Annotated in this window: 18 protein-coding genes; 9 read left to right on the top strand and 9 right to left on the bottom strand. The window is 42.2% G+C overall.

Going from position 1 to position 20858, the window contains the following annotated elements:
* Positions 1 to 47: 47 nt before the first annotated feature.
* The 6 genes from ACFQZS_RS10095 to ACFQZS_RS10070 are packed head-to-tail and all read left to right on the top strand — an operon-like array spanning position 48 to position 6113.
* Complete coding sequence (locus tag ACFQZS_RS10095) at positions 48 to 1010, top strand: stage II sporulation protein M (RefSeq protein WP_377099805.1); 963 nt, start codon at positions 48 to 50, stop codon at positions 1008 to 1010.
* Positions 997 to 1887: a hypothetical protein gene (locus ACFQZS_RS10090; RefSeq protein WP_377099803.1), complete on the top strand. Its 891-nt coding sequence runs from the start codon at positions 997 to 999 to the stop codon at positions 1885 to 1887. Before ACFQZS_RS10095 ends, ACFQZS_RS10090 begins: the two co-directional genes overlap by 14 nt.
* Positions 1887 to 2609 carry a DUF4129 domain-containing protein gene (locus ACFQZS_RS10085; RefSeq protein ID WP_377099801.1) on the top strand — a complete coding sequence of 241 codons (723 nt, stop codon included), beginning with the start codon at positions 1887 to 1889 and terminating at the stop codon, positions 2607 to 2609. Before ACFQZS_RS10090 ends, ACFQZS_RS10085 begins: the two co-directional genes overlap by 1 nt.
* The gene (locus ACFQZS_RS10080) at positions 2609 to 3775 is read left to right on the top strand and encodes a DUF4350 domain-containing protein (RefSeq protein ID WP_377099799.1); all 1167 of its coding nucleotides are present in this window, start codon (positions 2609 to 2611) and stop codon (positions 3773 to 3775) included. Before ACFQZS_RS10085 ends, ACFQZS_RS10080 begins: the two co-directional genes overlap by 1 nt.
* Before the next feature lie 5 nt (positions 3776 to 3780).
* Positions 3781 to 4758, top strand: a complete 978-nt coding sequence (locus tag ACFQZS_RS10075; protein WP_377100565.1) for an AAA family ATPase — start codon at positions 3781 to 3783, stop codon at positions 4756 to 4758.
* Between the two features lie 8 nt (positions 4759 to 4766).
* Positions 4767 to 6113 (top strand): DUF58 domain-containing protein, encoded by a 1347-nt coding sequence (locus ACFQZS_RS10070; RefSeq protein WP_377099797.1) that lies wholly within the window; start codon positions 4767 to 4769, stop codon positions 6111 to 6113.
* On the opposite strand, the gene ACFQZS_RS10065 is transcribed toward ACFQZS_RS10070, so the two are convergent.
* The 8 genes from ACFQZS_RS10065 to miaB form a co-directional block, all read right to left on the bottom strand.
* On the bottom strand, positions 6114 to 6914 hold the full coding sequence (locus ACFQZS_RS10065) for a mechanosensitive ion channel family protein (protein ID WP_377099796.1): 801 nt from the start codon (positions 6912 to 6914) through the stop codon (positions 6114 to 6116). It abuts the gene before it with no gap.
* 351 nt (positions 6915 to 7265) lie between these two features.
* Positions 7266 to 8903 carry a chaperonin GroEL gene (gene groL, locus ACFQZS_RS10060; RefSeq protein ID WP_377099794.1) on the bottom strand — a complete coding sequence of 546 codons (1638 nt, stop codon included), beginning with the start codon at positions 8901 to 8903 and terminating at the stop codon, positions 7266 to 7268.
* Between the two features lie 93 nt (positions 8904 to 8996).
* Positions 8997 to 9290: a co-chaperone GroES gene (locus ACFQZS_RS10055; protein ID WP_377099792.1), complete on the bottom strand. Its 294-nt coding sequence runs from the start codon at positions 9288 to 9290 to the stop codon at positions 8997 to 8999.
* A 239-nt stretch (positions 9291 to 9529) separates the two neighbouring features.
* The gene (gene secG, locus ACFQZS_RS10050; RefSeq protein WP_377099790.1) at positions 9530 to 9895 is read right to left on the bottom strand and encodes a preprotein translocase subunit SecG; all 366 of its coding nucleotides are present in this window, start codon (positions 9893 to 9895) and stop codon (positions 9530 to 9532) included.
* A 7-nt stretch (positions 9896 to 9902) separates the two neighbouring features.
* Complete coding sequence (locus ACFQZS_RS10045; RefSeq protein WP_377099788.1) at positions 9903 to 11654, bottom strand: hypothetical protein; 1752 nt, start codon at positions 11652 to 11654, stop codon at positions 9903 to 9905.
* 21 nt (positions 11655 to 11675) lie between these two features.
* On the bottom strand, positions 11676 to 12191 hold the full coding sequence (gene lptE, locus ACFQZS_RS10040; RefSeq protein WP_377099786.1) for an LPS assembly lipoprotein LptE: 516 nt from the start codon (positions 12189 to 12191) through the stop codon (positions 11676 to 11678).
* Between the two features lie 4 nt (positions 12192 to 12195).
* Positions 12196 to 13443: a sigma-54 interaction domain-containing protein gene (locus tag ACFQZS_RS10035; protein ID WP_377099784.1), complete on the bottom strand. Its 1248-nt coding sequence runs from the start codon at positions 13441 to 13443 to the stop codon at positions 12196 to 12198.
* 81 nt (positions 13444 to 13524) lie between these two features.
* A complete protein-coding gene (gene miaB, locus ACFQZS_RS10030; protein WP_377099782.1) occupies positions 13525 to 14991 on the bottom strand; it encodes a tRNA (N6-isopentenyl adenosine(37)-C2)-methylthiotransferase MiaB in 1467 nt (488 codons plus the stop codon).
* 175 nt (positions 14992 to 15166) lie between these two features.
* Between miaB and ACFQZS_RS10025 the strand changes: the two genes are divergently transcribed.
* The 3 genes from ACFQZS_RS10025 (at position 15167) to ACFQZS_RS10015 (ending at position 19635) form a co-directional block, all read left to right on the top strand.
* Complete coding sequence (locus ACFQZS_RS10025) at positions 15167 to 16960, top strand: hypothetical protein (RefSeq protein ID WP_377099780.1); 1794 nt, start codon at positions 15167 to 15169, stop codon at positions 16958 to 16960.
* A gap of 258 nt (positions 16961 to 17218) precedes the next feature.
* Positions 17219 to 18721: a sensor histidine kinase gene (locus ACFQZS_RS10020; protein ID WP_377099777.1), complete on the top strand. Its 1503-nt coding sequence runs from the start codon at positions 17219 to 17221 to the stop codon at positions 18719 to 18721.
* A 221-nt stretch (positions 18722 to 18942) separates the two neighbouring features.
* Positions 18943 to 19635 carry a LytR/AlgR family response regulator transcription factor gene (locus ACFQZS_RS10015; protein WP_377099776.1) on the top strand — a complete coding sequence of 231 codons (693 nt, stop codon included), beginning with the start codon at positions 18943 to 18945 and terminating at the stop codon, positions 19633 to 19635.
* Positions 19636 to 19647: 12 nt separating this feature from the next.
* On the opposite strand, the gene ACFQZS_RS10010 is transcribed toward ACFQZS_RS10015, so the two are convergent.
* Entirely contained in the window at positions 19648 to 20829 is a 1182-nt protein-coding gene (locus ACFQZS_RS10010) for an asparagine synthetase B (protein ID WP_377100563.1), read from the bottom strand.
* Between the last annotated feature and the right edge of the window lie 29 nt (positions 20830 to 20858).

Genomic DNA, 20858 nt, shown 5'->3' with positions numbered 1-20858 from the left:
AATGATACAAATTTTGTATCTAATTTAACCCTGCAAACTAATTATAAATGCGCGAACCCCTATTTGTTAAACAAAACACGGCTAAATGGAAAAGCTTTGAAAACGAGCCCTCCAACGATCCCGATGTATTGGCCGACCGCTTTATTCAGATAACAGACGACCTTGCCTTTGCCAAAACGTTTTATCCCGACTCAAAAACTACCGCTTACCTAAATTCACTGGCGGCAGGTTTGCACCAATCCATCTACAAAAACAAAACCGAAAAGAGCAACAGGTTTATTTCATTTTGGCAATATGAGTTGCCGTTGATATTTTATACTTATCGCAGGCAGTTGCTTTACGCGTTTTTGTTCTTCCTTACTTTTTCGCTGATGGGTGCCCTCTCTGCTAAATACGACCAAAGTTTTGTGCGCATTATTTTGGGGGATGCCTATGTGGATATGACTGAGGCCAATATTGCAAAAAACGACCCTTTTGCAGTATACAAACAGCAAAATGAGTTTTTTATGTGGCTGACTATTGGTGGAAACAACATTTTTGTTGCACTAAGAACCTTTGTATGCGGCATATTTGCATCAGTAGGTACGGTGTATATGCTGTTTGTAAATGGCATTATGCTGGGTTCATTCCAGTATTTCTTCTTCAGTAAAAACCTGGGGTTGGCATCTGTACTGGTTATATGGGTGCATGGCACGCTTGAGATCTCGTCTATTGTTATTGCCGGCGCGGCTGGGTTGATATTGGGCAATTCAATACTTTTCCCTAAAACTTTCTCGCGCATGGAGTCATTAAAGCGGGGCGCTAAAGACGGCATGAAAATAGCCATTGGGCTGGTACCCATATTTATTGTTGCCGCTTTTTTAGAAAGCTTTATAACGCGCCGTACCGAAATGCCAATTTGGTTAAGTGCATCTATTCTTACCGCCTCGTTAATTTTTATTATCTGGTACGTAATTTTATATCCTAAAAAACTATATAAACCTAAATATCACCATAATGAAACAACCTAATATTGAATTGGCCAAGGTGCGCGATTTTAGCGCTATCATCAACGATTCATTTTTGTTTTTACGGCAAAATTTTAAGCCGCTGTTGCGGAGTTATTTCACCTTTTGTGGTTTCTTTATTGTAGCCACAATTGTTGCAAGCGCCATGCAACAAATAAAAATGCTCGATTTGACGGGCAGCATTCAGGGAGGGCAATATGAGGGACCTATAAGTAGGGTAAGTCAGTTTACGCAGGTAGGTGTAACCGCTCTTATTACGCTCTTTTTTACTTTGCTTACCTATACCGCTATTGTAGTAACCGTATTGTCTTACATGACTATTTACAAAGAGAAAGGCAATACTCCTGCAACAAATGAGGAGGTATGGGGCTATCTTAAATATTATTATTTTAAAATATTCGGAAGCACTATACTTAACACTATTCTATTGATAATAGGTATGGTGTTTTGTTTAATACCAGGTGTATGGCTCTATCCTATACTTGGCCTTATGTTTCCTATTATGATAATGGAAAACAGCAGTTATGGTTATGCCTTTAATCAAAGTTTCAGGTTGATAAAAGACAACTGGTGGACCACCTTTGGCGCGCTATTTATTATGGGGGTGATTGTAGGCATAACTGCAGCCATATTTTCATTACCCGGCGCGTTATGGACCGAATTCGCTAAGCTTCTGCACTGGCCGGGCGGTAATATAGCGGCCATTCTAACTGCCGTTTTAACCCATTTAGCTATGGTATTGTATATTTTGCCCATTATAACACTGGCACTATGTTACTTTAGCCTTAACGAGGAAAAAGAAGGCACCGGCTTAATGGCGCGCATAAACCAGATAGGCGATAATAAAGACCAAAACAACTTACCCGCCGAAGACTACTAATGCTGCGCTATCTTTATTTAATAGTATTTTTTATTGGTATGCAAGCGGGCGTGGCTTTTTGCGCGAAGCCTGTTAAGGAGGTAAAAAAGCCACTGGTAGCACAGCATGACAGTGTAGATATCAATAAAAGGATATTCAACCAACCTGCCTTAGAAAAATACCGGCATCAAAAGGAATTTCAATACGACGAGGGATATGTGGGCGAATCGTTTTGGGACCGTTTGGAAAGATGGTTCTGGAGTTTATTTGATAATACAAATAAAAGTTTAGTAGCCAGAGGGATAACCTATTTACTTATGGCGTTAGGCGTCGTAGGCATTGTTTTCCTTATCATGAAACTGGCTGGGGTAGATCCCTTTAAAGTTATACGCGGCAAAGCCGCTTCGGCTGGATTACCGTATAGCGAGCTTACCGAGAATATCCATGAAATTAACATGGACGATGAACTGGAGAAAGCCATTAACGTACGCAACTATCGTCTTGCGGTAAGGCTATTATATTTAAAAAGCCTTAAGCAGTTAAATGATGCGGGGCTGATACGCTGGGAGATCAACAAAACTAATAGTCAATACAGTAATGAATTGCGGGACTTTGACCAGCGGCTGGCATTTAACCTGCTAACCCGGCAGTTTGAATACATCTGGTATGGCGAATTTAATATTGATGCCGATGCCTTTGGGCGGATAAATAATTTGTTTACAGATTTTAAAGTTAAGCGCTGATGAAAGACTTTAAGATCTATTTAGCCATAGGCAGCGCGTTGCTGATCATTTACCTGGTTATTCAGTACAATAAACCTGCGCCGGTTAACTGGCAACCTACTTTAGCCGCCGCCGATAAAATTCCGTTTGGCACCTATGCGCTTCGCGAGCGTTTAACGGATATTTTTCCGGGTGCGCAGGTTAAGAATACTAATCAGTCTTTGTACAACTTTTTTCGTGGACGTACAAAGCCGGGCAACTACATCATTATTGCTAAAACAGTTACCATTACTAAAGCCGATTTTGAGCAAATGCTTAAAGGCATAAGGGCCGGAAATAACGTGTTTATCACCACCTTCAGTTGGAACGGTGTAATAGCAGACAGACTAAAATTTAATAATGACATTGAAGATGACGATGCAAAAACCGCAATTAATTTCACTAATAAACAACTAAGGCAATCGCGGTACTATAAGTTTGATAAAGAAATAAGCGCCCAATATTTTAACAGCTATGATACAGCAAGGGCAACCATCATCAGCCTTAACAAAGCGGGGAACGCCAACTACCTGCGCTATCGTTTTGGCAAGGGCAGCTTACTGCTTTGTGCTAACCCCGAGCTATTTACCAATTACAGTTTATTAACCCGGAATGGGGCCGAATATGCATCGGCAGCTTTATCTTACCTACCGGCTAACAACAATATTTATTGGGACCAATTTCAAAACCGGGATATTGTTATAGACAGATCGCCACTCAGAGCTTTCTTTGCCAGTTCAAGCTTACAATGGGCATTTTATATAAGTTTTTGGGGCTTAGCTTTATTTGTTTTTTTTGAGATAAAAAGGCGACAACGCATTATCCCGATAATTGATCCTCTAAAAAATGCAACAGTTGATTTTGTTGAGGTTGTTGGAAAAGTTTATTACGAGAAGCGCGACAACAGCAACATCGCGCTTAAAAAAATATTATACCTGCTAAGCTTTCTGCGCGAACAATACCAGCTAAAAACTACGCGGCTTGACGCCGAATTTATTGAGAGTATGGTATGGAAAACCGGCATTGACACCGCTTTTATACAAGACCTTGTTGGTTATATTAATTACATAGGCCAGCAAAGCAAGGTTACCGACAAAGAACTAATTGAATTGAACCTCCTTATCGAAAAATTTTATCAAAAAATATGAGCAACATGGACGATGAAATATTTGAACAAAGAACAGACCTTAGCCAACTAAGCAAGGCTGTTGAGCAAATTAAGGCCGCTATAGCGCAAATTATAGTTGGGCAGCATGATACTATAGAACTTATTATTGCAGGTATTTTAGCTGATGGACACCTGCTTATTGAGGGTGTGCCGGGCGTAGCCAAAACTTTAACTGCCAAGCTTGTAGCCAAAACCATTAACGCGCAATACTCGCGCATTCAGTTTACGCCTGATCTGATGCCTTCGGACGTGTTGGGGACATCTATCTTCAGCCCAAAAAGCAATGCGTTTGAGTTTAAACGCGGGCCCATTTTTGGCAACATCATTCTGATAGATGAGATCAACCGGTCGCCGGCCAAAACGCAGTCGGCATTGTTTGAGGTGATGGAGGAGCGGCAGGTAACCATTGACGGGCAAACGTATAAAATGCAGGAACCCTTTATAGTGCTGGCCACGCAAAACCCGATTGAGCAGGAAGGCACCTACCGCTTGCCCGAAGCACAGCTTGACCGTTTTCTGTTTAAAATAGAGGTTAAATATCCATCGCTTGAAGATGAGATAACTATACTTACGCAACAGCACCAGCAAACACCTAATGATCAGTTAAGCAACATACAGCCAGTGCTTTCTATTGATGATATTGTGGAGTTGCGTAAAAAGGTTAAGGGCCTGCATGTTGAGCCAAAACTCCTTGAATTTGCAGCCAAAATTATCCACGAAACACGCAACAATAAATCTGTTTACCTGGGCGGATCGCCACGGGCATCGTTGGCTGTAATAAATTCGGCAAAAGCGCTGGCTTCTATAAAAGGCCGCGATTTTATTACACCGGATGATATTATTGCTACAGCCGTGCCGGTATTAAGGCACCGCATTATGTTAACACCGGAGAAAGAAATGGAAGGCCTTACACCGGATGATGTTATCCATCAAATAATCAAAAAAATAGAGGTACCAAGATAAATGCGGGCGTGAAAAAGTTCATCAGCAAGTTCTATACAAACCTGTTTTTAACCAACAGGTTATTCATCGTTATAGCATGCGCGGTGGTGCTGTTTATGCTGTCGTTCTTTTTTCCGTGGTTGGGCGTGGTGCCGCAACTGTTCTTTTGGGCGTTTGTTGTGGTGCTTCTAGTTGATATTATTATGCTGTACGGCACGTCCAAAGGCATCTTCTCACGCCGCCATACGCCCGAGCGACTGAGCAACAATGACGATAATTTGCTTGGGGTTTATATAGAGAATAACTATCCGTTTGCCATTAATGTGGGTGTTATTGATGAGATACCCTTTCAATTTCAAAAGCGCGACGTGTGGTTTAAAACCCACTTGCAACCGCGCGAAAATAAAGTGTTAAACTATATTTTAAAACCGCAAAAACGAGGCGAATATGATTTTGGCGCTGTAAGGATCTATGTTAGCTCGCCACTGGGATTGCTTAACCGGCGATACAATTTTGAGCAGGCGCAAACGCTGCCGGTTTATCCGTCGTTTTTGCAAATGCGCAAGTACGAGTTGATGGCTATATCCAACCGATTGGATGAGTTTGGCATTAAAAAAATACGCCGCCTGGGCCATAGCCTTGAGTTTGAGCAGGTAAAAAATTATGTGCCGGGCGATGATTACCGGGCCATTAACTGGAAAGCAACTGCAAGACAGGGTAGCCTGATGACCAATTCCTATACCGACGAAAAATCTCAGCATGTGTATTGTGTTATTGATAAATCGAGGGTAATGAAGATGCCATTCGGGGGTTTGAGCCTGCTTGATTATGCCATTAATGCCAGCCTTATCCTGTTAAATGTGGCCATGCTTAAACAGGACAAAGCAGGACTGATAACCATATCAGAAAAAAAGGGAACAGTTGTGCCTGCCGACAGAAGGGCCACCCAACTGAATAAAATAATGGAGGCTTTATATAAAGAGAAGACCAGGTACCTGGAAACGGATATGAGCTTGCTTTATACAACTATCCGCAGCGTGTTAAAACAACGCAGCCTGGTGGTTTTCTTTACAAACTTTGAAAGCATGTCAGCCCTTAACCGGCAGCTGCCTTATTTAAAAAGAATAGCCAAATTCCATTTATTGCTGGTAGTATTTTTTGAAAACACCGAGTTGAAAAAACTAAGCGAAGAACACGCGGAAGACCTGGAGGCCATTTACATAAAAACCATTGCCGAAAAAATGGCCTTCGATAAAAAACTTATTGTGAAGGAACTTGCCAAACATGGCATACAATCTATATTAAGCGCTCCGCAAAACCTGAACGTAAATACCATAAACAAGTACCTGGAGATAAAAGCCCGCCAGAAATTATGATCAGGTGCCGAGCAGCTTTACTCCGGCAGCTTTTAGCGTTTTAATTATGTTTTCCTGAAGTTCCATTTTGGTAGTGAGGAAATCTGATGGCTTTACCCAAACATTCACGGCGAACCGTATGCAATCAACCTCGAGCGATATAATTCCCACCCTTATAGCAGGATTGGTCAGGATGGATTTATGTAGCTTAACTGTATCAAGTATTACCTCCTTAACCTGGTCAACGTCTACCACGTACCCCACCTTCACTTCAAAATCAAGCCGGCGTTTGCCTTCGCGGGTAACATTCACAATTACCTCGTTAAACAGCTTTCCGTTGGGGATGATCACTGTCTTGTTATCGGCAGTAAGTAGTACGGTATAAAATATCTGTATAGATGTTACTCTGCCATCCTGCCCCTGTGCGCTTATACTGTCGTCTAACTCAAATGGTTTTAAAAGCAGTATTAATATACCGCCTGCAAAGTTTTGAAACGTACCAGACAGCGCCAGGCCCACCGCTACAGTAAAGCCACCAATAATGGTTGTGAATATGGTTAGCGGAAAACCGATAACATTCATCACCAATATTATCAGCAAAACATATAAAGTGGTTATGCTTACACTTAGAAAAAACGGCTGTAGTGAAGAGTGTATCTCCTGCCGCGTCATGCGGTCGCGAAGGCGGGTGCTTATCACCCTAATGAGCCAAAGCCCTACTATTAATAAAATGATTCCGAATGTGAAACTTGGGCCGTGATTAATAGCCCATTCCAGGCTTTTATCGTAAAGGTATTGTAAGCTTAACTTCTGTTTTTCCATTGCTGGCACGAAGTTAAGTAATTAATTACCTTCCGTAAATAGTTACAAACAACTCAGGCACTTTAAAAAGTACCAGATCAACCAGCGTTGAGTGTACGTGCTTTGTTGTTGCTACTAATCGTTTCATGTTTAAATGCAGGCAATTCTTGTGCCTCTTTTATTTGTTTTAGATACTGATACAAAAATAAGTACGATTAAGGCCGTTTTTGCCGAAAATTAATCATTTGATTAACAGATGACCGTCTGTTTACGCAGCAATGACTTTAGCTTGGTATAAAATAACAAAACCCCTGTACGTAAAAACATACAGGGGTTTTTATTGTATACAGCTTACTGTACAGCCTGATCTAATTACATCATGCCGCCCATACCGCCGCCGCCACCATTCATTGGCGCACCGTTAAATTGTTCTTCAGCATCGTCGGCCAATACACACTCTGTTGTTAACAACATAGCTGCAATAGAAGCCGCGTTCTCTAAAGCTATACGGCTTACTTTAGTTGGATCAATTACACCAGCACCAATTAAGTTTTCAAACTTATCAGTACGTGCGTTGTAACCAAAATCAGCAGTGCCTTCTTTTACTTTTTGTACAATGATAGAACCTTCAATTCCCGCGTTCTCGCAGATCTGACGTAACGGCTCTTCAATAGCACGACGGATGATCTGGATACCGGTGTTCTCGTCTTCGTTATCACCTTTAACATCAGCTAAAGCTGCTACAGCACGGATGAAAGCTACACCACCACCTGCAACAATGCCTTCTTCAACAGCGGCACGGGTTGCGTGCAATGCATCATCAACACGGTCTTTTTTCTCTTTCATTTCAACTTCGGTAGCTGCACCAACATACAATACAGCAACACCGCCTGATAATTTAGCTAAACGCTCTTGCAGTTTTTCTTTGTCGTAATCAGAAGTAGTAGCTTCCATTGATACAGAGATCTCATTGATACGGCCTTTTATAGCTGCAGCATCACCCTTACCGTTAATAACAGTAGTATTATCTTTATCAATAGTTATTTTTTCAGCCTGACCCAAATCGCTTAGTTCAGCTGATTCTAATTTGATACCTTTTTCTTCAGATATTACAGTACCACCTGTTAAAACGGCGATATCCTCTAAAATAGCTTTACGACGATCGCCAAAACCAGGAGCTTTAACAGCCGCTACTTTCAGTGAGCCGCGGATCTTGTTAACTACTAAAGTAGAAAGCGCTTCGCCTTCCAGATCTTCAGCTATAATTAACAATGGCTTGCCTGTTTGTACTTGTTTTTCAAGGATAGGAAGGATCTCCTTCATTGAAGAGATCTTCTTGTCGCAGATAAGGATGTACGGATTCTCTAATTCTGCTTCCATTTTGTCGGTATTGGTAACAAAATAGGCTGATAGGTAACCACGGTCAAACTGCATACCTTCTACAGTTTTAACTTCGGTTTCAGTACCTTTTGCTTCTTCAACAGTTATAACGCCTGCAGTACCTACTTTTTTCATCGCGTCAGCAATCATTTCACCGATCACTTCATCGTTATTTGCAGAGATAGATGCTACTTGTTTGATCTTGCTGAAATCATCACCAACATCTTGTTTTTGCTTTTTCAAATCGGCAACAACAACTTTAACAGCTTTGTCAATACCACGTTTTAAATCCATTGGATTTGCACCCGCAGCTACGTTTTTAATACCCGCAGTTACAATGGCTTGTGCCAACACTGTTGCAGTAGTAGTACCATCACCAGCCTGATCAGCAGTTTTTGATGCTACTTCTTTAAGCATCTGTGCACCCATATTTTCAATGGTGTCTTTCAGCTCAATTTCTTTAGCTACGGTAACACCGTCTTTAGTTACAGAAGGAGAACCGAATTTTTTATCAATAATTACGTTACGGCCTTTAGGGCCTAAAGTAACCTTTACTGCATTAGCCAGAATGTCTACACCTCTTTTCAGCGCGTCTCTTGCTTCAACGTTATATTTAACTTGCTTTGTCATTTATGTTTTAATTTTGAATTAATGATTTATAGAATTATTGATTTTTGCATTGAGGATTGGAATTCACTAATTCATCCTTCAATAATTCAATAATTATAATACTACGTAGATATCAGATTCTCTCATTATCAGGTAATCTTTACCGTCAATGGTAATTTCCTGACCTGCAAATTTGCCATAAAGCACCTTATCGCCTGCCTTAACTGACAAGGGAATTAAATTACCGGTTTGTTCAGCATATTTACCCGGACCGGTAGATACAACTGTACCATGCTGTGGTTTCTCCTGAGCAGTTTCAGGAATATAAATACCTGATGCTGTTTTGGTTTCGGCCGGAGCAGCTTCAACTACCACCCTGTCTCCGAGAGGTTTAATGTTTAATGACATAATGTATACTATTTTTTAGTTTATATAAGTTTTTCTATGTGCTTGCTTTTACACATCAATTATGCCAAGCAGTAAAAACAACAAAAATTGGCATTAATAGCTGTTTAATTGTCAGTTTTATGCAAGTTGCTTTTTTTAAGGCTGAAAAGTTTTCGCCCCGCGTGTCATCATGACAGTAATGTATAACACAAAAAAGGCTTTGGGGTTTCCAAAGCCTTTTAATTATGTATTCAAAAATATTATTTTTTTGATGTGTCTGTTGTTGCAGGTGGAGTAACCGACGGGAAAGCCGGTGCGGCACTTGGCGCAGCTGTTGTTGGTTTTGCATCAAGCGACTTGTTTATCTGCTCCTGGTATTTGTTAGTAGCACCAGCCGCAGGGCCATTTTTTGCTACTACATTTATACCTAATGACAGTACCATTAAAGTTATAGCCAGTATCCAGGTACCCTTCTCTAAAAAATCGCCTGTTTTTTGCACACCCATTAACTGTGATGAGCTTGAAAAATTTGATGAAAGGCCACCACCTTTAGGGTTTTGTATCAACACGATAAGACCCAGCAAAGCGCATACAAACACCACCAGGATCACTAATACTATTAACATATCTTTATTAATTTATTTTATTTTCTAATTGTTCAATTTGGCCTGCAAAGTAAAGGCTTTTTTCCGGGAATTTCAACATCAATTTTTTGTATGTTAAAATAGCCTTGTGATACAGCATTTGCTCGGTATATATTTTGGCAAGCGTCTCGGTTACCAATTCATCGCGGTCTTCAGAGCTTTTCTTTGCCTTATTTTCGCTATCCAACTTAACCGTGCTCGGATGTTTTATCTGCGGCTCTTCGTGAATAAATTTCTCAATTATCTTATCCGCTTTTGTTTCAACAGGCGGCGCATCGGTTTTTGGCGGGATAACGTTCAAATCGTTAACAACAGCGCTTACCGCGAATATATTTTCAACATATTGCTGCTGCAGATGGTCTGCAGCAGGCTGCGGTTTTTCTACAGCGGCAACAGTTTCGGTATGAAACTTACCTTCTGTTGCAAAAGGCTGGTAGATGGCCGCGTGCTCCTTACGCGTTTTATCTAACCACCACATAAAGCTGTAAGGCATCTTCTCATCATTGTACCTTGATACATTCTGATGGGTTTTGCCAACCGGCTCGCTCTGCGTGGTCACATTCGCAGGTGCATGGGTTTCGCTATCTTCAGGAAGCGCAGGCTCAAATACAAAATAACTATCTCCGGCAGCTGTTTCTTCAGTTTTTTGGAGATCATGTGTAGCTTCCTGCTCCGCTTCTTCTTCAACAGCGGCCTTATCTATTACGGCTAACTGTTCAAGGCCTATATCTTCAATACTTACAATCTCTTCAAATACTTCGTCGTCTATTTCCTGATCGGCCGGTGTTGGCGAGCTGCCTGTTCCGGCATCTTCCGCTTCCACTTCAGCGTTGTCAGTTTGTTCAGCAGGCGGTGCGTCATGGTGATCATTGACGGCATCGCTATTTGCATCGCTTTCATTTGCCTGCACAAAAGATTGCGCTACATCTGATTCCTCCTCCGCTTGTTCAGCCTCTTGTTCTAATCCCTCAGGGCTTTCTGCTTCTTCAGTAAGACGCTCTGCAGATGATTCCGGCTGATCTGTTATTTCTGCCGGGGCACCTGATCCCGCTTCCTCATCATTTTCGTTAGTTGCTTCGTTATCACTAACCTCAGCATCATTTTCTGACGATGGCGCAGCATCCGTTTCGTTTTCCTCCGCTACTTCGCTATCAATTTCTGATGGTGGCGCAGCTTCCGTTTCATTTTCAGCTGCCTCTTCATTTTCGCTTTCGGCTACCACTTCGGTATCAACTTCGTCACTTTGATCGGTTACTGCGGCCGGGCTTTCCACCCCTTCCGTTTCAGCACCTGTATTTTCATTTTCCTGATTTTCATCAAAAGATGTTACATCCTCTGCTTTTTCATCCTCAATAAAAACAAGGTCAGCATCAATAGGAATATGGAAATAGTTGGTTTCGTCTATATCCAGGTTGGGCAGATCAACACTCTCTGGTAATGGCAATACCGGCTGGGCTTCTCCCAGCGCCTGGCGAACTACTATTTGTTCGGCAGATACGGCACGAAGTGACCCAAAAGCATTTGAAATTACATAAAGCAATTTGGGGTTAACGTAAGCGCTGGCGCTTTGCAGGGCTTCTTCGTCGCGCTTAACAGCCAGCATTGACCGTAATAAGCCGCTTTGCGGAAATTCATTAATAAGCTGTTGCAAATTAAAAGCATCTGATTGGGCCAGATCAGCCGGATTATCCAACAGATCATAAAAAACCCCATACTTGCTATTTCCTGTATTTTCGTTCACGCCGCTGAAGCTATAAAATTGTTACCAATTATTAAAGGCTTTGTTAAAAATATCATCAATAATCTGGCTGGTGAGTTTTTGCAGAAGTGCCTGCTCCTGCGCTGCCAGGTTACCCGAGTAATTGAGGCTTTTGCTAAAAGGCTGATCAAAGGAGATCTCTTTACTAGGCGGATAATCAAATTTAACGCGGATTGTTAAAGTAAGCGCCTGCGCCCCTGCTACAGGCGGCGCGTTGGTATTGGGTGCCTGTATTGAAACAGGTGTACTCCTGTACTCTGTTATAGCACCGCTAAAATTGGCGTCGCCTTCGCCGTTAACAATGCTTAAGCGCGTGGTTGTACGTACGCGTGCTTTAAGCGCTTCGGTAAACATTAAGCTTAAATTACTCACAACTAAAGGCGCGTTGTTTTCAAAAAATGCCACGTTCACCGTTTTCATTTCGGCAGGAATAGCATTGCTATTTAATTTATAAGCACAGCCCGGCAGTAAAAAAAACGCAGGCAACACTGTTAACAACAATAATATCTTTTTGCTCATGAGCTTACAAATTCAGTTCTTTAATTTTACGATACAACGTACGCTCAGATATTCCAAGCTCATTAGCAGCAAGCTTACGCTTACCCTTATGCTTTTTAAGTGCCTTGCGTATCAGGTCCGACTCCTTCTCTACCAACGATAACGATTCTTCAACCTCTTCGGCATGATGCGTTATATTAAAACCATCATCATCGTTAGTAATCTTACTAATGGTATTAACGGGTTGCTGGATAGTAAATTGTTGCTCGTTTGCAACAGGCAACTCAATATCGCGGTAAAGTTGCGTAAGCGTTTGCGAGTGGTTAGCATAATTAGCTGATGCCCCGCCATGCTCTATCATATCAACCACTAATTTTTTCAGCTCCACCATGTCGCGCTTCATATCAAACAGCACTTTGTATAATATGTCGCGTTCAGAAAAGTCTTCCTTTGGCTGATGATCCAGGCGCATGGGCAAATTACGGTTGTTGCCATCAGATGGAATATAGGTAAGCAGCGTTTGCCCCGTAATAAGATGATCCCTTTCTAACACGGCCAATTGCTCAGCCATATTTTTAAGCTGCCTTACGTTTCCGGGCCATCCATAATTTATCAGGATCTGCTGCGCTTCTTCGTCCAGTTGTATGGGTGGCGTGCGGTATTTATCAGTAAAATCTGAAGTAAATTTGCGGAACAACAGGTAAATATCTTCTTTCCTTTCGCGCAACGAGGGTATGCGCAACGGAACAGTATTTAAACGATAGTAAAGGTCCTCCCTAAACTTTCCGTTCTTTACCGCATCATAAACGTCAACATTGGTAGCCGCTATTACGCGCACGTTTGTTTTTTCAACCTTTGATGAACCCACACGAATATATTGACCCGACTCCAGCACACGCAGCAACCTTGCCTGGGTACCCAACGGCATTTCGGCAATCTCATCTAAAAAAATGGTGCCTCCGTTAACTGTTTCAAAGTAGCCTTTACGTTCGCCTACGGCGCCTGTGTAGGCACCCTTTTCGTGACCGAACAGTTCTGAATCAATAGTACCCTCCGGGATAGCGCCGCAGTTTACCGCTATGAACGGCCCATGCTTGCGCTGGCTCATGTGGTGTATTATATGCGAGAATACCTCTTTACCGCTACCGCTTTCGCCGGTAATTAATACCGAAATATCAGTAGGTGCAACCTGGTTAGCAATATTTATAGCCCGGTTAAGCAACGGCGAGTTGCCTATAATACCGAAGCGTTGTTTTATTTCCTGTATTTCCATGCGCCCTAACCCCCTAAAGGGGGAATAATAGTTAGATGTATCTATATAGTTTAATAGTGATCCTCAAGCCGTAACTCCCCTTTAGGGGGTTTGGGGGACAATTCTCCCCATCAACGTAGCTGTAGTGCATCTTTCTGCTATTACGTTAACGTACTGGCCCGGTTTAAATCTTTCATCAACTGGGAATACCATCATGGCATTCTGATCTGTTCTGCCCGCGTAATCGTTCTTTGATTTTTTAGAGAAACCCTCAATCAAAACCTTTTGTACCTTACCTATCTGCGCCTGTAAACGATGATGCGAATGCTGCTGCTGCAACGCCACAATTTCTGTTAATCGCGCTGCTTTAACGGGCTCGGGTATATCGTCGGCATAACGTTTTGCCGCTAAGGTGCCCGGGCGTTCAGAATACATAAACATATAAGCAAAATCGTACTTTACGTACTCCATCATGCTTACGGTTTCTTTATGTTCTTCATCCGTCTCTGTACAAAACCCGGTTATAACATCGGTTGAAATAGCACATTCAGGCATAATACGCCTAATTGCATCAATACGGTTAATATACCAGTCTCTGTCGTAGGTGCGGTTCATCAGGTCAAGTACACGGCTATTGCCTGATTGCACCGGCAAGTGAATATACTTGCAGATATTGTCGTGCTTAGCCATAGTATATAAAACCTCATCTGTAATATCTTTTGGATGCGAGGTAGAAAACCTTATGCGCAACTCAGGACTTACCTGCGCTACCATTTCTAACAAGTTAGCAAAGTTGGTAGTTGCAGTAGCGGTATTGTCCTCTGCTAACTGCTCACCGTCAACTGATAACTGCCCGTTCCACTTATACGAATCAACATTTTGCCCAAGCAAGGTAACCTCGCGGTAGCCTTCATTAAACAGATCTGTACATTCTTTCACAATTGAATGCGGGTCGCGGCTACGCTCGCGGCCACGGGTAAAGGGCACTACGCAGAATGAACACATATTATCGCAACCGCGCATAATAGATACAAAGGCGTTAATGCCGTTACTATTCAACCGTACCGGACTGATATCCGCATAAGTTTCCTCGCGGGATAACAAAACGTTTACCGCTTTTTGGCCACCATCTACCTGGTCTATTAAATTCGGCAGGTCGCGGTAGGCATCAGGGCCCACAACAACGTCAACCAGTTTTTCTTCTTCTAAAAATTTAGCTTTTAAACGTTCGGCCATGCAACCCAGCACACCTACAACCATTCCCGGGTTTTTAGCTTTTGCAGTTTTAAACTCCTTTAAACGGTTACGTACGCGGGTTTCGGCATTCTCTCGTATTGAGCATGTATTTATAAATACAACATCGGCATTATTAAAATCGCCGGTGGTTTCAAACCCCTGTTCTGATAAAATTGACGCAACTATCTCGCTGTCAGAAAAATTCATGGCGCAGCCATAACTTTCTATATAAAGTTTGCGTCCGGCATTCTTACCTTCAACCGGCTCTAATACTAAAGCCTCGCCCTGTCTGCCCTCATCATGTGTTTTGTCCGCAAGAACCAAATCTATCATTGCTTATAAAAATTGAGCTGCAAAAATACATAAATTTTATATACAGCGTGACAGATTGGCAGAATTAACAAAATCGTATTTTAGTTGTTATAGATGATTAAGTTGAAGGAAAATTGTAAATTGAAACGCAAGAGCACTAACAAACAATATATAGCAAACTATCCGGGAACTATTTATGCCCATTAGCTTTTTAAAGACCAAACGCAGCCGGATAATTGCTGCAGCCATAATTATCCCGGTTGTTTTATTGTTAGTTGCGGCTTTATTAATAAACACGCTGCTGTCGCCCGTATTGGCGCGAAAAGTAAGAAATGCCGTAATAAAAGGCAGCGATAGTTTATACCGTGCCGATTTTTCTGATGCTCAGCTACACATTCTGCAGGGCAAAGTAATGCTGTATAATGTATCGCTGATACCCGACACGGCGGTGTACCGGCGTAAGATGAAACTGGGCACTGCACCTAATAATTTGATAAGACTGAATGCCCGCCGCATTGTGGTGTCAGAGATCCATCCGTTTAAGCTGTATTTTAATAAAGTAATAGACATTGGTCGTATTGCCATTAATTCGCCGCATATACAGGTAAGCTACGCGCTTAATCACACAAAGGACACTACCGAAAAAGACCATCGTACCGCATGGCAAAAGCTATCAAAAAGCTTTAAATCTGCCCATGTTGGCGATATTTTCCTGGACAATATTTCCTTTAAATACGATGATCATTCGGGCAATAAAGTTGCAGTATCTGAGATCAAACAGATGAATCTGCACGCGCACGACCTGCTTATCGACTCGGCCACGCAAACAGACCGCACGCGTTTGTTATATTGCAAAGATGTATCCGGTGATGTGGAGAATTACTCCGGAAGAACAGCAAACGGGCTTTATACCTACTCGCTAAAACGGCTAAAACTATCTACCGCAACGGCAAAGGTTATTATTACCGGTTTTAAGTTTGACCCTGTAGAAGCCGATGTTTTCTTCTCCAAAAGCCGTAAGGATAAGTTTGAGGTGAGGCTTGACTCGGTGCAGCTCAATAATTTCGACTTTTTATCCTACCACAAATACCGCAGTTTTGCAGCCGGAAGCATTGTTATTAATAGCGGCGTGCTTGATCTGTATAACAACCCTAATAAGATCAAAATTTATAAAGAAAAGCTGGAAACTTTTCCTAATGTGGCGCTTTACAAGCTTAACACCGATCTGAAGATAGATACCATCGACATTAAAAAACTGAACATTGCTTACAGCGAATTGGGCAAAAAATCTCATAAAACAGGAACGATTGTTTTTGCCGGCACCAGCGCTCACATTCGTAATGTTACAACCAACCCAAACGCTTTAAACAAAGACAGCATAGCCACAGCAAAGATCAATACCTGGTTTATGGGTAAAGGGAAGCTGAATATTTCCTTCCGCTTTAATTTGCGGGCCAGTAGCGCGCCGTACAGCATTAAAGGCCATTTGGGGCCCATGTCACTGCAGGCCGTTAACAAAATAACCATGCCTTTGTCTATGGTAAAAATTACCGAGGGTACCCTAAAAAGCTACGATTTTGATATATATGGAAACGCCAAAATATCCCATGGCCACATCGCGCTTTTATATAACGACGTTAAGGTTAGGCTGCTTAGGGTTAACGAAGATAATCTGTTATACTCGCGTAAGCTGATCCCTACCTTATTTGCCAATCTGTTCATCATCAAACATAACAACCCGGATAAACCCGGCGAAACACCCCGCACGTTCAACGTGGTGTATTCCCGCCCTAAGGATTCTCCTTTCTTTAAAACGGTATGGACAACCATGCTAAAGGGGCTTAAACCCACTATGGGTCTAGACGAGAAAACTGAAAGCTCGGTAAATAAACGTATGGACGATATGAACCAAAAGAAAAAGGACAGGGCACAAAAGAAAAAAGATAAGGCGGAGAAGAAGAAAAACAAAAAATACCCCTTCGGGGCGTAGCTGTATACGCTGTATACACCATATCAGGGCTGTATACACGTATTATATAAGTTATTGTATACCAATTATATAACTTAAAAGGCATTTTTTTATAAATGAAATTTTGCACACAAACAGGCTAAAACAACCTGTGGTTGTATACACCCTTAGTGTATAAATTGCGCAAAATTAATTCATCCCACAGTTTAGCATTTTCATCCCAACTGTTTACCAACTATTAGGCGGCTGCTTACCTTGCAGCATATTAAACCGTAAACAATGGAAAATACTTTTGATGTAGATAAGTACAATAAAATAGAGTTTAAGGTAGTTACCGCGATATTTATCTTTTCTGTTTTAAACCTGGTAAGCGTAGCCATTAACCAAAATTTTTGGGAGGTTGAGGAGCATTGGTCGTTTGAAAATGCACACATCCAAATTTCATACCTTGAAAACTACTTTCTGCCTTTGTTCTTTCGCTATTCAACGCTGTACGGCATTTATCTGCTTGGGCATTTTATTATCATCCGTCAGTTTATTACTAATACTTCTGTTAGCAAACATGTAATGTTTAGCATTTTAATATTTATGGCAACGGTTGTTATCTGGGCGTGGTCAGACCTTTGGTTAAAACGCTATTTGCTGGTACCAACTCCCTACAATAAACATATCTACCGGAATGAAATTATGGTTAGGCTTTTGGGAAGAAGTTTAATAACCGTATGGTGGTTTTTTGTTGCTTATGCCCTTTACAACTATGCTAAATACAGCGCTTTTGTAGTTAGTTTAATTACCGAAAAAATTAAAGACTCAAACAAGGTTTGGCGTGATAGCTATTGGGCGCTTGGCATCTGGTTATTTCTATTATTAATTATTAAGGGACAGGCATTTTTATTCCTGCCTGTAATACCGGTGTATATCTATTTGTCGTTAAGACTCATCCCCCTGGTAAAAAGTCAAAACAAGGGCTTAAGCAACTATCTATCGCGTGTTACATTAATGGCTCTTGCTATTTCGGGTCTGGTAATATTTTTGTACTCCTTACATAACTCTCATAGAGTAAACACATTCGCGCTTATCGTATTACTTATTGCCGGCTGTTATGCATTTATAGTAGCGCCTGTAACCTGGTTCATTTATCACCACCGTATGGGCCGTACAGAAATAACGGGCCTTAAAACCGCGTTAGGCCAATCATCAGCCAATCTTGATTTTTTACGCTCGCAGATCAATCCGCACTTTTTATTCAACGCGTTAAACACGCTTTATGGCACATCCATACAAGAAAATGCCGAGCGAACCGGCGAAGGCATTCAAAAGCTGGGCGATATGATGCGCTTTATGCTGCACGAGAACATGCAGGAAAAAATATCGCTGATGCGCGAGGTTGATTATTTGAACAATTACATCTCCCTGCAAAAACTACGCACACATACATCGCCGCAAATTGTAATACAAACAGAAATTGAGGAGTCAGTAAACGGACTACAAATTGCCCCCATGCTGCTTATTCCGTTTGTAGAGAACGCTTTTAAACACGGCATTAGCCTGCGCGAGGCATCCCACATAAAAATAGCGCTGCATACCGAAGGGCTTAATTTGTTTTTTGACGTGTATAACAGTGTTCACCCCAAAATTGGTACCGACCCTGAAAAGAACAACAACGGCATAGGGTTGCTCAATGTAAAACAGCGTCTGCAATTGCTTTATCCGGACAGGCACGAACTGATGATACGCGAAACAACAAAGGAGTTTTTTGTACACCTTACCTTAAAGCTGTAGCGGGTTTTCCCATCTCTTTAACTTGTCTTGATGTATCACAATGGCTTTAAATAAGTAATTTATATATTTAAACGTACAATTATAAACAAACGGTCATGCCGAACTTGTTTCGGCAGCCCATTAAACATAAACGTGTGCCTGGCATGTGGGGTGCTGAAACAAGTTCAGCATGACGGAATAAAAAAGGTGTCATTGCCAAGCATGACCTGTAAAATACGAATATGCTTACCGCAATAGCCATTGATGATGAACCCTTAGCGTTAGAAGTAGTGCAATCGCATGCTTCAAAAGTGCCGTTTATTGACCTTAAGGCCAGCTTTGCGGATGCCTTTAAGGCGATGGCTTATTTGCAGCAGGAACCGGTTGATCTGCTTTTTTTGGACATAAAGATGCCGGACATAAGCGGCATGGAGCTGATGCGCTGCCTTAATAAAAAACCAATGGTAATATTTACCACCGCTTACTCTGAACATGCAGTGGAAAGTTTTGAACTGGACGCGGTAGATTATCTGCTTAAGCCCTTCTCGCTGGTGCGCTTTACCAAAGCATGCAATAAAGCTAACGAGCTGTTTTTGCTGCGCGAAAATGTAAATGATAAGAAGAACTACCTGTTTATTAAAACCGGGTATGAGCAGGTGCGCGTAAATTTTGAGGATATCTGCTATCTGGAGGCTACGGGCAATTATGTCACTTTTGTTTTAAGGGATAGCACCATCCTTTCGCGCATGACGATAACTGAAGCAGAGGCCCTGCTGCCCACTGATCAATTTATACGTGTACACCGGTCGTTTATTGCGGCTCATAACAAGGTCCAAAAAATTGAGCGGCACCAGATCAATGTAAACGGCGCGGTGTTGCCGGTAGGCAGTTCGTACATGCAGAATGTTGATCTGATAAGTAACCGTACTAAGTAAATATTCTTTAAATCAGGTTTTTTGCTTCTTCTTTTTAGCAGCGGGGAAAAGCACATTGTTTAAAATAAGCCGGTAACCTGCTGATGCGGGATGCAAATTAAGGTCAGTCGGCGGATCATTCACCGCGTGTTGGTAATCTTCAGGATCGTGCCCACCGTAGAATGTCCATTGCCCTTTGCCATATTCGCCGTGAATATAACGCACCTCGCCGGCGGTTTTCATCTCGCCCATTATAATAACGCCGGGCTTTAGTACGCTTTTGTTAAAGGCAGTGGTAAGCCCTTTAAAGCCTTTAACTACTTTATCGTGGTTTTGCGTGAGCATGCTGGGTACCACATCCCACTTGGCCGAAAAATCAAACAGGGTAAAATAATCCTCCGCGCGCTCAACCGTACGGGTGAGGTTAACATCAATATTGCTGAACGTATGCGAATAGGGATCAATATCCAGCCTGAAATTTTGAAAAGCGAAGGTCTGTGTAAAATCCAGTTTAGATTGCGCAGCTGGGTCGGCGGGGTCGCCGTCAAACATGGTTGAGCATATATCAGTTTCGGCAGCAGAAAGCGCTATGTCAAACGTTTCCGCACCGGCACACATGGCAAACAAAAATCCCCCTCCCGAACAAAAATCGCGGATATGCTCAGCCACCGCCAATTTCATTTTTGATACCTTTTTAAAGCCCAGCTTTTTAGCCATGGCCTCCTGCGTACGTTGATCTTCAATGTACCAGCTTGCGGTACTATAGCCCGCGTAAAACTTACTGTATTGCCCGGTAAAGTCTTCATGATGCATGTGCAGCCAATCATATTTGGGCAGCTCGCCGCCTATAACTTCCTCATCGTAAACTACAACAAAGGGTATTTCGGCATATTTAAGCACCAGGGTAACGGCGTCGTCCCAGGGCATTTTGCTTTTAGGCGAATACACGGCAATTTTAGGCGCTTTCTCCAGCTTCACCAGGTCCATGTTAACGGATGGGTCGCTTACCTCGGTTATAATGGCGCTGGCCTGGGCATCGCCCACTAACTCATAGCTAACACCGCGTATTTTGCATTCGGTTTCTATGGTGCTGGTGTATTGCGCCATAAAGCTACCGCCCCGGTAGTTAAGCAGCCAGTTAACCTCGCCGCCGTTCTTCAGCATCCAGAAAGCTATGCCGTATGATTTGAGGTGGTTTTTCTGCGTTTCGTCCATCGGTATCAATATGGAGGACGCTCTGCCTA

The organism is Mucilaginibacter calamicampi, assembly GCF_042676765.1.
GTDB lineage: Bacteria > Bacteroidota > Bacteroidia > Sphingobacteriales > Sphingobacteriaceae > Mucilaginibacter > Mucilaginibacter calamicampi.
The sequence above is the reverse complement of the archived record's forward strand: the minus strand, read 5'-3'. Positions and strand labels throughout refer to the sequence as shown.

What these genes read in the sequence shown, in the direction of transcription:
- ACFQZS_RS10025 (WP_377099780.1), top strand. Translation starts at nt 15,167, where the DNA reads ATGCCCATTAGCTTTTTAAAGACCAAACGCAGCCGGATAATTGCTGCA.
- ACFQZS_RS10065 (WP_377099796.1), bottom strand. Translation starts at nt 6,914, where the DNA reads ATGGAAAAACAGAAGTTAAGCTTACAATACCTTTACGATAAAAGCCTG.
- groL (WP_377099794.1), bottom strand. Translation starts at nt 8,903, where the DNA reads ATGACAAAGCAAGTTAAATATAACGTTGAAGCAAGAGACGCGCTGAAA.
- miaB (WP_377099782.1), bottom strand. Translation starts at nt 14,991, where the DNA reads ATGATAGATTTGGTTCTTGCGGACAAAACACATGATGAGGGCAGACAG.
- ACFQZS_RS10095 (WP_377099805.1), top strand. Translation starts at nt 48, where the DNA reads ATGCGCGAACCCCTATTTGTTAAACAAAACACGGCTAAATGGAAAAGC.
- ACFQZS_RS10015 (WP_377099776.1), top strand. Translation starts at nt 18,943, where the DNA reads ATGCTTACCGCAATAGCCATTGATGATGAACCCTTAGCGTTAGAAGTA.
- ACFQZS_RS10080 (WP_377099799.1), top strand. Translation starts at nt 2,609, where the DNA reads ATGAAAGACTTTAAGATCTATTTAGCCATAGGCAGCGCGTTGCTGATC.
- ACFQZS_RS10010 (WP_377100563.1), bottom strand. Translation starts at nt 20,829, where the DNA reads ATGGACGAAACGCAGAAAAACCACCTCAAATCATACGGCATAGCTTTC.
- ACFQZS_RS10090 (WP_377099803.1), top strand. Translation starts at nt 997, where the DNA reads ATGAAACAACCTAATATTGAATTGGCCAAGGTGCGCGATTTTAGCGCT.
- ACFQZS_RS10055 (WP_377099792.1), bottom strand. Translation starts at nt 9,290, where the DNA reads ATGTCATTAAACATTAAACCTCTCGGAGACAGGGTGGTAGTTGAAGCT.
- ACFQZS_RS10085 (WP_377099801.1), top strand. Translation starts at nt 1,887, where the DNA reads ATGCTGCGCTATCTTTATTTAATAGTATTTTTTATTGGTATGCAAGCG.
- ACFQZS_RS10020 (WP_377099777.1), top strand. Translation starts at nt 17,219, where the DNA reads ATGGAAAATACTTTTGATGTAGATAAGTACAATAAAATAGAGTTTAAG.
- ACFQZS_RS10035 (WP_377099784.1), bottom strand. Translation starts at nt 13,443, where the DNA reads ATGGAAATACAGGAAATAAAACAACGCTTCGGTATTATAGGCAACTCG.
- ACFQZS_RS10075 (WP_377100565.1), top strand. Translation starts at nt 3,781, where the DNA reads ATGGACGATGAAATATTTGAACAAAGAACAGACCTTAGCCAACTAAGC.
- secG (WP_377099790.1), bottom strand. Translation starts at nt 9,895, where the DNA reads ATGTTAATAGTATTAGTGATCCTGGTGGTGTTTGTATGCGCTTTGCTG.
- lptE (WP_377099786.1), bottom strand. Translation starts at nt 12,191, where the DNA reads ATGAGCAAAAAGATATTATTGTTGTTAACAGTGTTGCCTGCGTTTTTT.